At 65.7% G+C, this 13,057-nt stretch carries 13 protein-coding genes; 6 read left to right on the top strand and 7 right to left on the bottom strand.

Annotated features, from left to right (window positions below):
- The first annotated feature begins 162 nt into the window (after positions 1–162).
- Entirely contained in the window at positions 163–1,041 is an 879-nt protein-coding gene (gene aguB / locus ACFW0B_RS18410; RefSeq protein ID WP_449150446.1) for an N-carbamoylputrescine amidase, read from the top strand.
- Positions 1,042–1,127: 86 nt separating this feature from the next.
- Positions 1,128–2,234, top strand: coding sequence for an agmatine deiminase (gene aguA / locus ACFW0B_RS18415; protein WP_449150447.1), 1,107 nt, complete (start codon positions 1,128–1,130; stop codon positions 2,232–2,234).
- A gap of 198 nt (positions 2,235–2,432) precedes the next feature.
- Here the strand turns inward: aguA and ACFW0B_RS18420 are convergent, their stop codons facing one another.
- From ACFW0B_RS18420 to ACFW0B_RS18450, 7 genes are all read right to left on the bottom strand, one after another.
- Positions 2,433–2,648: a TOBE domain-containing protein gene (locus tag ACFW0B_RS18420; protein ID WP_003455791.1), complete on the bottom strand. Its 216-nt coding sequence runs from the start codon at positions 2,646–2,648 to the stop codon at positions 2,433–2,435.
- A 35-nt stretch (positions 2,649–2,683) separates the two neighbouring features.
- Positions 2,684–3,493: an aliphatic sulfonates ABC transporter ATP-binding protein gene (ssuB, locus tag ACFW0B_RS18425; protein ID WP_449150448.1), complete on the bottom strand. Its 810-nt coding sequence runs from the start codon at positions 3,491–3,493 to the stop codon at positions 2,684–2,686.
- A complete protein-coding gene (gene ssuC, locus ACFW0B_RS18430) occupies positions 3,490–4,275 on the bottom strand; it encodes an aliphatic sulfonate ABC transporter permease SsuC (protein ID WP_449150449.1) in 786 nt (261 codons plus the stop codon). The genes ssuB and ssuC overlap by 4 nt, the downstream gene beginning before the upstream one ends.
- A 10-nt stretch (positions 4,276–4,285) precedes the next feature.
- The gene (ssuD, locus tag ACFW0B_RS18435) at positions 4,286–5,449 is read right to left on the bottom strand and encodes an FMNH2-dependent alkanesulfonate monooxygenase (RefSeq protein ID WP_449150450.1); all 1,164 of its coding nucleotides are present in this window, start codon (positions 5,447–5,449) and stop codon (positions 4,286–4,288) included.
- Positions 5,450–5,500: 51 nt separating this feature from the next.
- Positions 5,501–6,463 (bottom strand): sulfonate ABC transporter substrate-binding protein, encoded by a 963-nt coding sequence (locus tag ACFW0B_RS18440; protein ID WP_449150451.1) that lies wholly within the window; start codon positions 6,461–6,463, stop codon positions 5,501–5,503.
- 103 nt (positions 6,464–6,566) lie between these two features.
- Positions 6,567–7,205, bottom strand: a complete 639-nt coding sequence (locus tag ACFW0B_RS18445; protein ID WP_449150452.1) for a peroxiredoxin — start codon at positions 7,203–7,205, stop codon at positions 6,567–6,569.
- Positions 7,206–7,664: 459 nt separating this feature from the next.
- Positions 7,665–8,996 (bottom strand): OprD family porin, encoded by a 1,332-nt coding sequence (locus tag ACFW0B_RS18450; protein ID WP_449150453.1) that lies wholly within the window; start codon positions 8,994–8,996, stop codon positions 7,665–7,667.
- A gap of 396 nt (positions 8,997–9,392) precedes the next feature.
- Between ACFW0B_RS18450 and tauA the strand changes: the two genes are divergently transcribed.
- The 4 genes from tauA (at position 9,393) to tauD (ending at position 12,951) form a co-directional block, all read left to right on the top strand.
- Positions 9,393–10,373 (top strand): taurine ABC transporter substrate-binding protein, encoded by a 981-nt coding sequence (gene tauA, locus ACFW0B_RS18455; RefSeq protein ID WP_449150454.1) that lies wholly within the window; start codon positions 9,393–9,395, stop codon positions 10,371–10,373.
- 53 nt (positions 10,374–10,426) lie between these two features.
- Positions 10,427–11,209, top strand: coding sequence for a taurine ABC transporter ATP-binding subunit (gene tauB / locus ACFW0B_RS18460; RefSeq protein WP_449150455.1), 783 nt, complete (start codon positions 10,427–10,429; stop codon positions 11,207–11,209).
- Positions 11,206–12,039, top strand: coding sequence for a taurine ABC transporter permease TauC (gene tauC, locus ACFW0B_RS18465; protein ID WP_449150456.1), 834 nt, complete (start codon positions 11,206–11,208; stop codon positions 12,037–12,039). Before tauB ends, tauC begins: the two co-directional genes overlap by 4 nt.
- A gap of 78 nt (positions 12,040–12,117) precedes the next feature.
- Entirely contained in the window at positions 12,118–12,951 is an 834-nt protein-coding gene (gene tauD / locus ACFW0B_RS18470; protein WP_449150457.1) for a taurine dioxygenase, read from the top strand.
- Positions 12,952–13,057 lie beyond the last annotated feature (106 nt).

Consider the following 13,057-nt stretch of genomic DNA (forward strand, 5'->3'; position numbering starts at 1 on the left):
AGGGATTGCCCTCTGATAGAAAAATCGCGCTTCCAATACGGATTTTTATCGACTATAAATTCGCCATCCGCACGGCGGCCCACACCCCGCCGGCACGGAAATGCCCCGCTTACCGATAGATATCCGGTAACCGGTCCAAAAACGTCCCGACGAGGTGTCTTCATGTCCCGTATCGTTACCGTCGCCGCTACCCAGATGGCCTGTTCCTGGAATCGCGCCGCGAACATCGCCAACGCCGAAAAACTGGTCCGCCAGGCTGCCGCCAAGGGCGCGCAGATCATCCTGATCCAGGAGCTCTTCGAGACGCCCTACTTCTGCCAGAAGCCGAACCCGGATTATCTGCAGCTGGCCACTCCGACCGAGACCAACGAAGCCATCGCGCATTTCCAGAATGTCGCGAAGGAACTCCAGGTCGTGCTGCCCATCAGCTACTTCGAACTGGCCGGCCGCGCGCGCTTCAACAGCATCGCCATCATCGATGCCGACGGCTCCATCCTCGGCGTCTACCGCAAGAGCCACATTCCGGACGGCCCCGGCTACCACGAGAAGTATTACTTCAACCCGGGCGATACCGGCTTCAAGGTGTGGAACACCCGCTACGCGAAGATCGGCGTGGGCATCTGCTGGGACCAGTGGTTCCCGGAAGCCGCGCGCAGCATGGCGCTGCTGGGCGCCGAGATTCTCTTCTACCCGACCGCCATCGGCAGCGAGCCGCACGACCCCAGCATCACGTCCCGCGACCACTGGCAGCGCGTGCAGCAAGGCCATGCCGGCGCCAACCTGATGCCGCTGGTAGCCTCCAACCGCATCGGCAAGGAAGAGCAGGACGGCTACGACATTACCTTCTACGGCTCCTCCTTCATCGCCGACCAGTTCGGCGCCAAGGTCCAGGAACTGAACGAAACCGAGGAAGGCATCCTGGTGCACAGCTTCGACCTGGACCGCCTGGAGCACGTGCGCAGCGCCTGGGGCGTATTCCGCGACCGCCGCCCGAACCTATACTCCCCGATCAAGACACTGGACGGCTCCCTCGAGTCGTAATGCCCGAATCCAGGGGCCAGCCCGATGGCGATGCACTGTTCGCCAGCGGGTTGGCCCCTGCCCCATTCCATACCGATGGTGGATCGATGAACACACTGAATACCCTCCCCCACGACGACGGCTTCCGCATGCCGGCCGAATGGGAACCCCACACCCGAACCTGGATGGTCTGGCCCGAGCGCCCCGACAACTGGCGCCTGGGCGGCAAGCCCGCGCAGGCCGCCTTCACCGCCGTGGCCAAGGCCATCGCCCGCTTCGAGCCGGTGACCGTCTGCGTCTCCGCCGGCCAGTACGAAAACGCCCGCGCGCGGCTCGACGAGCCGAACATCCGCGTGGTGGAAATTTCCAACGACGACGCCTGGGTGCGTGACACCGGCCCGACCTTCGTGGTCAACGACCAGGGCGAAGTGCGCGGCGTGGACTGGACCTTCAACGCCTGGGGCGGCTTCGACGGCGGCCTCTACTTCCCCTGGAACCGCGACGACCAAGTGGCCCGCAAGATCCTCGAAATCGAAGGCTGCAAGCGCTACCGCACCGAAGGCTTCGTGCTCGAAGGCGGCTCCATCCACGTGGATGGCGAAGGCACCCTGATCACCACCGAAGAATGCCTGCTGAACAAGAACCGCAACCCGCACCTCTCCCGCGAACAGATCGAGACGGTGCTGCGCGAGCAGCTGGCGGTGGAAACCGTGATCTGGCTGCCGGACGGCCTGTACAACGACGAAACCGACGGCCATGTGGACAACTTCTGCTGCTACGTGCGTCCGGGCGAAGTGCTGCTGGCCTGGACCGATGACCCGCAGGACCCGAACTTCCCGCGTTGCCAGGCGGCGATGAAGGTGCTGGAAAGCGCCCGCGACGCCAAGGGCCGCCAGCTGGTGGTGCACAAGATGCCGATCCCCGGCCCGATCTACGCCACCGAGGAAGAATGCGCCGGCGTGGACCTGGTGGAAGGCACCCAGGAGCGCGATCCGTCGATCCGCCTGGCCGGCTCCTACGTGAACTTCCTGATCGTCAACGGCGGCATCATCGCGCCCAGGTTCGACGACGCCAAGGACGCCGCAGCCGAAGCCATCCTCAAGCGCGTCTTCCCGCAGCACGAAGTGGTGATGGTGCCCGGCCGCGAGATCCTGCTCGGCGGCGGCAACATCCACTGCATCACCCAACAGCAGCCGGCGCCGCAGAAGCGCTGAGCGAAGCTGAAATGAACAACCCCCCGCAGCTGCGGGGGGTTGTTTTTGGAGCAGTACGCAGATGTAACTGGCCTCGCTCTTGTGGGGGCGAATTCATTCGCTAAGCAGTCCGCAGGACTGCCGTGCAAGGCCGGGGACCGCTACGCGGTCCTCAGCGAATGATTTCGCCCCCACAGGAAAAGCGGGCTCGGCGCTGCCTCACAGCTTGGCGATGGACACCTCGGTGGACTTCACGAAGGCGATTACTTCCGAACCGATGCCCAGCTCCAGCTCGCGCACGGAGCGGGTGGTGATGACGGAGGTGACGATGCCGGCAGCGGTCTGCACGTCGATCTCGGAGAGTACCGGGCCCTCGATGATTTCCTTGATGGTGCCCTTGAACTGGTTGCGGACGTTGATGGCTTTGATGGTCATGGCGTTGGTTCCTTTGCTCGGGATCTGGGGTGTGGTCAGAGCGCCCAGCGCAGCTGCGTGGGCAAGGGGGAAAGGGGTTCGGGCTCCGGTGAGGCCGGCGGCAGCGCCAGCACGCGCTCCAGCACCTCGGCTTCCAGCGCGGCCAGGCGCGCCGAGCCGCGGGCACGGGGGCGGTGCAGTTCGACGGTGAGATCGAGGCCAATGGCGCCGTCCTCGATCAGGATCACCCGGTCGGCCACGGCCACGGCTTCGTTCACGTCGTGGGTCACCAGCAGTACGGTGAAGCCATGCTGCTGCCAGAGGCGTTCGATCAACTGCTGCATCTCGATGCGGGTCAGCGCATCCAGGGCCCCCAGGGGTTCGTCCAGCAGCAGCAGACGCGGCTGGTGGATCAGCGCACGGGCCAGGGCCACGCGCTGCTTCTGGCCACCGGAGAGCGCCGCCGGCCACTCATTTGCACGGTCGGCCAGGCCCACCGCTTCGAGGGCTTCCAGGGCACGTGGGCGCCAGTTGCCGGACAGCCCCAGGCCGACGTTGTCGATCACCCGCTTCCAGGGCAGCAGGCGCGAGTCCTGGAACATCAGGCGCGTTTCCTCGCGGGCATCCTCCAGCGCTGCCGTGCCGGCCAGCAGTTCGCCACGAGAAGGCTTGTCCAGGCCCGCAAGCAGACGCAGCAGGGTGCTCTTGCCGCAGCCGCTGCGACCGACCACGGCGACGAACTGGCCGGCCGGAATCAGCAGGTCGATGCCCTTGAGCACTTCACGCTCGCCGAAGGACTTGCCGATGCCGCGCAGCGCCAGCGGAATGCCGCGCTTGAGTTGTTGCGGTGCATGCAGGGCGGTCATGCGGCACCTCCCTTGGCCTGATAGGCCGGGTGCCAGCGCAGCCAGCCCCGCTCCAGCCCACGGGCGGCGACATCGGCCAGCTTGCCGAGTACCGCGTAGAGCAGGATCGCCAGCACCACCACATCGGTCTGCAGGAACTCGCGGGCGTTCATCGCCAGGTAACCGATGCCGGAGCTGGCGGAAATGGTCTCGGCGACGATCAGCGTCAGCCACATGAAACCCAGGGCGAAGCGCACGCCCACCAGGATCGACGGCAGGGCGCCAGGCAGGATCACCTGGCGGAACAGGGCGAAGCCCGTCAGCCCATAGCTGCGCGCCATCTCCACCAGCGCCGGGTCGACGTTGCGGATGCCGTGGTAGGTGTTGAGGTAGATGGGGAACAGCGTGCCGAGGGCGACCAGGAAAATCTTCGCCGACTCGTCGATGCCGAACCACAGGATCACCAGCGGGATCAGCGCCAAGTGCGGCACGTTGCGGACCATCTGTACCGAGCTGTCCAGCAGGCGCTCGCCCCACTTCGACAGGCCGGTGATGAAACCGAGCAGCAGGCCGAGCCCGCCGCCGATGGCAAAACCAACGCCGGCACGCCAGCCACTGATGGCCAGGTGGGTCCAGATCTCGCCGCTGGAGAGCAGGTCCCAGCCCGCCGCCAGCACCGCGCTCGGCGCCGGCAGGATACGGGTGGAGAGCAGGCCGGTTTCCACCGCGCCCTGCCAGAGCGCCAGCAACGCCACTGGCAAGGCCCAGGGCGCCAGGCGCAGGAGTATGGATTCGAGTTTCATCTCCGCGCCCTCAGCTCTGCGCTGCCAGTTTGTGCAGCCTGGGTTCAGGCAGCGCCTCGTTGGCCACCATCTCGCCGAAGGGGCTGACGAAACCGATGCCGTCATTGGTGCGCGGACGTGCGATGTCCAGATGCGGGAACAGCAATTCGGCAACCCGGTAGGACTCTTCCAGGTGCGGGTAGCCGGAGAAGATGAAGGTGTCGATGCCAAGGTCGGCGTATTCCTTCACCCGCGCGGCCACGGTCGGGCCATCGCCCACCAGCGCGGTGCCGGCGCCACCGCGGACCAGGCCGACGCCGGCCCAGAGGTTGGGGCTGACTTCCAGCTTGTCGCGCCTGCCGTTGTGCAGGGCGGCCATGCGCTGCTGGCCCACCGAGTCGAAACGGGCGAAGGCGGCCTGGGCCTTGGCGATGGTGGCGTCGTCGAGGTTCTCGATCAGGCGGTCGGCGGCAGCCCAGGCAGCTTCATTGGTTTCACGCACGATCACGTGCAGGCGGATGCCGAAGCGCACGGTGCGGCCCAGCTTGGCGGCCTTGGCGCGCACCTGCTCGATCTTCTCCTTCACCGCCGCCGGCGGCTCGCCCCAGGTCAGGTACAGCTCCACCTGTTCGGCAGCCAGGTCCTGGGCCGCTTCGGAGGAGCCACCGAAGTACAACGGCGGGCGCGGTTGCTGCAGCGGCGGGTAGAACAGCTTGGCGCCCTTCACCTGGATGTGCTTGCCGTCGTAATCGACGGTTTCGCCCTCCAGCACGCGACGCCAGATGCGGGTGAACTCGACCGAGGCCTCGTAACGCTCTGCATGGTTGAGGTGCAGGCCATCGGCGGCCAGCTCTTCCGGATCACCGCCGGTCACCAGGTTGAACAGGGCGCGACCGCCGGACAGGCGATCCAGCGTGGCCGCCTGGCGCGCGGCCACGGTCGGCGAAATGATCCCCGGGCGCAGGGCGACAAGGAATTTCAGGCGCTGGGTCACCGGAATCAGCGAGGCGGCCACCAGCCAGGAGTCCTCGCAGGAACGCCCGGTGGGGATCAGCACGCCGCCGTAGCCGAGACGGTCCGCCGCCTGGGCGATCTGTTGCAGGTAGCCGTGGTCGACGGCACGAGCGCCTTCGGATGTGCCGAGGTAGTGGCCGTCGCCGTGGGTCGGCAGGAACCAGAAGATGTTCAAGCTCATGGAGTGGTCTCCTTAAAGGGGTTCCCTCTCCCTCAGGGAGAGGGTTTCGAATCACTGCTGCGCGACCTTGGCGGGCGGCGTCCAGATCACATCGGCGATGCTGAGTTTTTTCGGGATCAGCTTCAGCGCGGTAAAGGTGTCGGCGATCTTCTGCTGGGCAGTGACCACCTCCGGGCTCAGCGGCTGGGCACCGTAGCCCTGGCGCTTCACTGCGAGCGAGGTGATGTCCCTGGGCAGGCCAAGAAGCGGCGCGACCTGTTCGGTGACCTTGTCCGGATCGGCCTTGGAGTCTTCGCCCACGGCGCGCACTTCCTCGATCAGGGTGCTGATCACCTGCGGGTGCTTCTGGGCATAGGTGCGGGTCGCCAGGTAGAACTGGTGGTTATCCACAAGCCCTTCGCCATTGCGCAGGGTGCGGGCTTCCAGTTGCTTCTCGGCGGCGGCCTGGAAGGGGTCCCAGATCACCCAGGCATCCACGCTGCCGCGCTCGAAGGCGGCGCGGGCGTCGGCCGGTGGCAGATAGACGGGCTGGATATCGCTGTACTTCAGGCCGGCCTCTTCCAGGGCGCGCACCAGCAGGTAGTGCACGTTGGAGCCCTTGTTCAGGGCGACCTTCTTGCCGGCCAGCTCCTTGACCGACTGGATCGGCGAGCCCTTGGGCACCAGGATCGCCTCGCTCTGCGGCGCCGGCGGTTCATAGGCCACGTAGAGCAGGTCGGCGCCGGCGGCCTGGGCAAACACCGGCGGGGTTTCGCCGGTCACACCGAAGTCGATGGAGCCGACATTCAAGCCTTCCAGCAGCTGCGGGCCGCCGGGGAACTCGGTCCACTTCACTTCAACGCCTTGTTCGGCCAGGCGCTTTTCCAGCGAGCCCTTGGCCTTGAGCAGCACCAGGGTGCCGTATTTCTGGTAGCCGATCCGCAGGGTCTCGGCCTGTGCCTGGGTGATGGCGCCGAAAGCCAGGGCAGCCGCAAACAGGGCAGCCAGGCTCCGACGCAAAGTGATGGTGCGCATGGCGCTCTCCTCATGACTTTGCTTGTTTTGTCGTTGCCTGCTGGCCCGTTGGCGGGTGAGTAAGGCGGGGTAGTGGTGCAGGGCGCGCGAGGCGCCGGACGAATCAGCGGTTGGGTTGCGGGGTCAGGCGCAGGTACGGCCGGACCGCCTTGTAGCCGCGCGGAAAGCGCTGGCGGATCTCGTCTTCATCCTTGAGCGAGGGGACGATCACCACATCGTCGCCGTCCTGCCAGTTGGCCGGGGTAGCGACCTTGTGGTTGTCGGTCAGTTGCAGAGAGTCGATTACCCGCAGGATTTCGTTGAAGTTGCGCCCGGTGCTGGCCGGGTAGGTGATGATCAGGCGCACCTTCTTGTTCGGGTCGATGATGAACAGCGAACGCACGGTGAGGGTGTCGTTGGCGTTGGGGTGAATCAGGTCGTACAGGTCGGACACCTTGCGGTCGGCGTCGGCGATGATCGGGAAGTTCACCAGGGTGCCCTGGGTGTCGTTGATGTCATCGATCCAGCGGTGATGGGAATCCACCGGGTCCACCGACAGCGCGATCACCTTCACGCCACGCGCGGCGAACTGGTCCTTGAGCTTGGCGGTGAAACCCAGCTCGGTGGTGCACACCGGGGTGAAGTCGGCCGGGTGCGAGAACAGCACGCCCCAGCTGCTGCCCAGCCACTCGTGGAAACGGATGCGGCCTTCGCTGGAGTCCTGCTCGAAATCGGGGGCGATGTCGCCGAGGCGGATGCTCATGGAGTTGCTCCTGTATCTGGATGTCGTTCCGTGGCGCTCACTATGGGCAGTTGCGTTGAAAATTAAAAAGAATAAATAAAAATTTATTTATTACTTTATGAGATAACTAATTGCAGTCGTGAAAAAGCCGGGAAGGCCTCTGGAATGAGGTTCCCGGCTGTTCTATGGGGCGATTACATTTGCAAAATGCCCTCTCCCCAACCCTCTCCCTGAAGGGAGAGGGGGCTGTCCGTGCCGACGCTCAGCTGCTGCACCTCCCTGTGGGGGCGAATTCATTCGCCAAGGGCCGTGCAGCGGCCCCGTAGGTTGGCGCAGAGCGCAGCGAAGCCCAGCAAGCCCGGCATCAACCGCGAAATGTTGGGTTTCGTTCCTCGCGAAGCGCCGCCCGACCCAACCTACAGAAGGCTGTGGGAGCGAATTTATTCGCGATTGGAATCGCTCACAGGTACCAAGGTGCCCTTACAGCAGCGTCAGGGTGTAGCTGAGGATCAGGCGGTTCTCGTCCTGGTCACGCGCGGCATCGCTGCGCAGGGAGGCGTTGCGCCAGGACACGCCGAGGCCCTTCAGCGGACCGTCCTGCAGCACGTAGTCGAGGCGGAAGTCGCGTTCCCACTCGCCCTGGTCGCTACCCTGGGTCTCGATGTTGCTGCCCTTGAGGTAGGTGGTGGTCGCCTTCAGGCCCGGCACGCCGACCTTGGCGAAGTCGAAGCCGTACTCGGCCACCCAGGTGCGCTCGCCGGCGCTGAGGAACTTGCCGATCTGGCGGTCGGTGATCAGGTAGGCGGTGGCACCGTCGCCCTGGTTGAGGAAGGGGAAGGCGCTGTCGCCGGACACCTGCTGGTAACCCAGGCTCGCCGCGTGGCCGCCGAGGGTATAGGTGAAGTAGGCGCTCCAGGTGCGGTTGTCCACCTCGCCCCGGTGCGGGTCGTTGGCCGCCCAGTTGCCCGAGCTGCGGAAGCCTTCGGCACGGCCGGCAGCGCTGGAGTTCTTGCCATCGGAGTCGCTGTAGAAGTAGCGCAGGTCGGACTTCAGCGCGCCCACCGGCAGCGCCCAGTTGTGGGTCAGGCCGACGAAATGCTGCTTATAGAAGTCTTCCAGGTTGCCGTAGTAGTACTGCGCCAGCAGATTGTCGCTGACCTTGTAGTCGCCACCAGCGAAGTAGAACTTGTTGACGAATTGGCCGGTGCGAGCGTTGTTCGCACCGGCGATGGACAGGCCGCGGGCGTCGCTGGAGTTGCGTCCCTTGGCGTGTTCCAGCTGGCCGCCAACCAGGGTCAGGCCGGCGATCTCGCTGGAGGTCACCTGGCCGCCCTCGAAGGTCTGCGGCAACAGGCGGCCGTCGTTGTAGCTCACCACCGGCAGCTTCGGCAGCAGGGTGCCGATGCGTGCTTCGGTCTTGGAAATGCGCACCTTGCCGGTCACGCCGAGGCTGCCGAAGTCGTCCTTGGCGCGGCCGTCGTCGTCAGTGGGGAACACGGTGCCGCCGTAGTTGGCGCTGGTGGGGTTGTAGTGGCGGCCCTTGCCGGAATCCAGCTTCACGCCCAACAGGCCGATGGCGTCGACGCCGACGCCGACTGTGCCTTCGGTGTAGCCGGAGGCGTAGTTGAACAGGAAGCCCTGGCCCCATTCCTCCTGCTTGGAGGGCGCGGCGGTGCCTTCGCGGTTGTCCGAGTTGATGTAGAAGTTGCGCAGGGTCAGGCTGGCCTTGCTGTCTTCGATGAAACCGCCGGCGGCGGCCTGCTGGGCCAGCACGCCGAGGGCGACGGCCAGGGCGAGGGACGACTTGTTCATGCTCGATGCTCCATTGCGATCTTATTTGGGTGTTAGGTGCCCGGAGCAGGAGCAGACGCGACGCGCCGCTGCGTGACCTTCTAAGCCACTGTCGTTTTCACAGGCTCCGGTGCAAATGCGATGCGGCGGTCCGCTGTCGGCAGGCCGCCACTCTAGTAGGTGAAGACTAATTTCAAAAAAGAATTATTTTTTAGATATAAAGAACTTTCAGCAATAAGCAATTTTACGGATTCCGCTGCTGCATCCGACCTAAGCTAATTCCCAAAAATTATTTATTTATTGTTTTTTAGATCAAATAGATTATCTCCACCGGACCACCGGACCCCAGAAAAGCACCACCCCAGTCCCGTGGACCGGCCTCCAGGACCGGCCCCCAAGCCCGTTGAGGAGCACCCCATGATCCCGTCCCTGTTTCCCCGTCGCCTGCTGGCGGCACTGACCCTTGGCGGCCTGGCCCTGAGCGCCCAGGCCGCGGACTTCACCGTCGCCTACCAGACCACCGTCGACCCGGCCAAGGTGGCCCAGGCCGATGGCGCCTATGAGAAGGCGAGCAAATCCGAGATCGACTGGCGCAAGTTCGATGGCGGCGCTGAAGTCATCACCGCCGTGGCCTCCGGTGACGTGCAGATCGGCTATGTCGGCTCCAGCCCCCTGGCAGCCGCCGCCACCCGCCAACTGCCGATCCAGACCTTCCTGATCGCCACCCAGATCGGCGACGCCGAAGCCTTGGTGGCGCGCAACGGCGCCGGCATCACCAAGCCCGAAGACCTGATCGGCAAGAAAATCGCCGTGCCCTTCGTTTCCACCGGCCACTACAGCCTGCTGGCAGCGCTCAAGCACTGGCAGATCGACCCCACCAGGGTGACCATCCTCAACCTCGCGCCGCCGGCCATCATCGCCGCCTGGCAGCGCGGTGACATCGACGCCACCTACGTCTGGGACCCGGCCCTGGGCGTGGCCAAATCCAACGGCAAGGTGCTGATCAGCTCCGCCGAACTGGGCAAGCTGGGTGCACCGACCTTCGATGCCTGGATCGTGCGCAAGGACTTCGCCGAGAAGCACCCGGAAGTGGTCCGCGCCTTCGCCAAGGTGACCCTCGACGCCTACGCCGACTACCGCAAGGACCCGCAGGCCTGGCTGGCCGACCAGGGCAACATCGACAAGCTGGTGAAGCTCTCCGGCGCCAAGGCCGAGGACATTCCGCTGCTGCTGCAGGGCAACGTCTTCCCGCTTGCCGCCGACCAGGTCACCGCCCTCGGCGCGCCCACCACCCAGGCCATCAGCGAGACCGCCGCCTTCCTCAAGGAGCAGGGCAAGGTCGACGCCGTGCTGCCTGATTACGCGCCCTACGTCAGCTCGAAATACGTCACCAATTGATCCGCCCCGCCTGCCCGGACGTCCCGGGCAGGCACTTTCGAGATCCGCAGAAAATGGCCTTACTCAAGCTGGAGCGCATCAGCGCACAGTACCCCGGCACGGCCGAGCCGGTACTGACCGACATTTCCCTCGACCTCGGCCCCGGCGAACTGCTGGTGGCCCTGGGCCCTTCCGGCAGCGGCAAGACCACGCTGCTCAACCTCATCGCCGGCTTCGTCAGCCCCAGCGCCGGGCGCATCAGCCTCGACGGCGTTCTCGTCAGCGGCCCCGGCGCCGAGCGCGGCGTGGTGTTCCAGGACGACGCCCTGCTGCCCTGGCAGGACGTGCTCGGCAATGTCGCCTTCGGTCTGGAACTGGCCGGCGTGCCCCGCGCCGAGCGAGAGGCTCGTGCCCGCGAAATGCTCGCCCTGGTGGACCTGGCCGGCTTCGACAAGCGCCGTATCTGGGAGCTTTCCGGCGGACAGAGACAACGCGTCGGCATCGCCCGCGCCCTGGCCGCCGACCCGCGTGTGCTGCTGATGGACGAGCCCTTCGGCGCCCTCGACGCCTTCACCCGCGAACAGATGCAGGAACTGCTGCTGCAGGTCTGGCGACGTGCGGCCAAGCCGGTTTTCCTGATCACCCATGACATCGAGGAAGCGGTGTTCCTCGCCAACGAACTCATCCTGCTGTCGCCCAACCCGGGCCGCATCAGCGAGCGCCTGCGCCTGGACTTCGGCCAGCGCTACGCCGCCGGGGAAAGCGCGCGGGCGATCAAATCCGACCCGCGCTTCATCGAAACCCGCGAGCACGTGCTCGCCCAGGTCTTCGCCGAACGCCAGAGGAGAAGCGCATGAGCAGCCTCGACCTGTCCCTGGCCGCCAAGGCCGAGCCGACCGTGAAACCCCGCCAGCGCCAGCCCCTCGGCACGCTGTCCATCAGCCTGCTGACCCTCGGCGGCCTGCTGCTGCTCTGGTGGGCGGTGACCACCGCCGGCCTGATCGAACCCCTGTTCCTGCCCAGCCCCCAGGCCATCGCCCGCAAGGGCTGGGTGCTGCTGACCCAGGGCTACATGGAGGCCAGCCTCTGGCAGCACCTGGGAGCGAGCCTCGGGCGCATCGGTCTGGCCCTGCTGGTGGCGGTACTGACCGCCATTCCCCTGGGCATCGCCATCGGCCGCAACCGCATCGCCCGTGGCATCTTCGACCCGCTGATCGAGTTCTACCGGCCCATTCCGCCGCTGGCCTACCTGCCCCTGATCGTCATCTGGTGCGGTATCGGCGAACTGTCCAAGGTGCTGCTGATCTACCTCGCGATCTTCGCCCCCATCGCCATCGCCACCGCCACCGGCGTGCGCACTATCGACCCGGCGCGGCTGCGCGCGGCGCAGTCCCTCGGCGCCACCCAGGTGCAGCTGATCCGCTACGTGATCCTGCCCAGCGCCCTGCCGGACATCCTCACCGGCGTGCGCATCGGCCTTGGCGTCGGCTGGTCCACCCTGGTGGCTGCCGAACTGGTGGCCGCCACCCGCGGCCTGGGCTTCATGGTGCAGTCGGCGGCGCAGTTCCTGGTCACCGATGTGGTGACCCTCGGCATCCTCGTCATCGCCCTGATTGCCTTCGCCCTCGAACTCGGCCTGCGCGCCCTGCAACGCAAGCTCGTGCCCTGGCACGGGCAGAGCCACTGACCCCCTTTCTCCGTCGGGTTGGGCGGCGCTCCGCGAGCGCCGCGAAACCCAACGCATCCAAACGTCGAGATATCCGCCATGACCCTGCACATCACTCAGCTCTCCCCTGCCCTCGGCGCCCTGGTCGAAGGCATTGACCTCAGCAAGCCGCTCGACAGCGCACTGCGCAAAGCGGTGGAAAACGCCCTGCTTTCCCACCAGGTGCTGTTCTTCCGCGACCAGTCGCTGACCCCGCAGCAACAGGCCGCCTTCGCGCACAACTTCGGCGACCTGCACATCCACCCGATCTACCCGAACATCCCCGAACAGCCGGAAGTGCTGGTGCTGGACACCGCCGTCACCGACGTGCGCGACAACGCCCTCTGGCACACCGACGTGACCTTCCTGGAAACCCCTGCGCTCGGCGCGGTGCTCGCCGCCAAGCAGCTCCCTCCCTATGGCGGCGACACGCTCTGGGCCAGCAGCAGCGCGGCCTACGACGCGCTGTCGAAGCCCATCCAGCAACTGCTCGAAGGCCTCACCGCCACCCACGACCTGGCCCACTCCTTCCCCGAGGAACGCTTCGGCCTCACTGCCGAAGAACTCCAGCGCCTGGAAGACGCCAAGCGCAAGCACCCGCCACTCAGCCATCCGGTGGTGCGCACCCACCCGGTCACCGGGCGCAAGGGGCTGTTCGTCAACGAGGGCTTCACCACCCGCATCAACGAACTCTCGGCAGCGGAAAGCGACGCGCTGCTGCGCCTGCTCTTCACCCACTCGACGCGCCCGGAATTCACCATCCGCTGGCGCTGGCAGGTGGGCGACGTGGCCTTCTGGGACAACCGCATCACCCAGCACTTCGCCGTGGACGACTACCGTCCGCAGCGCCGCGTGATGCACCGCGCGACCATCCTGGGCGACAAGCCGTTCTGACGGGCTCCATCGCGAATGAATTCGCTCCCACAGGTTCGGTGCAGAACGTGTAGGAGCGAGCTTGCTCGCGAAGGGTCCGTGCACAACATTTCGCGAGCAAGCTCGC

Source organism: Metapseudomonas phytobenefica (genome assembly GCF_043392685.1).
Classification (GTDB): Bacteria; Pseudomonadota; Gammaproteobacteria; order Pseudomonadales; family Pseudomonadaceae; genus Metapseudomonas.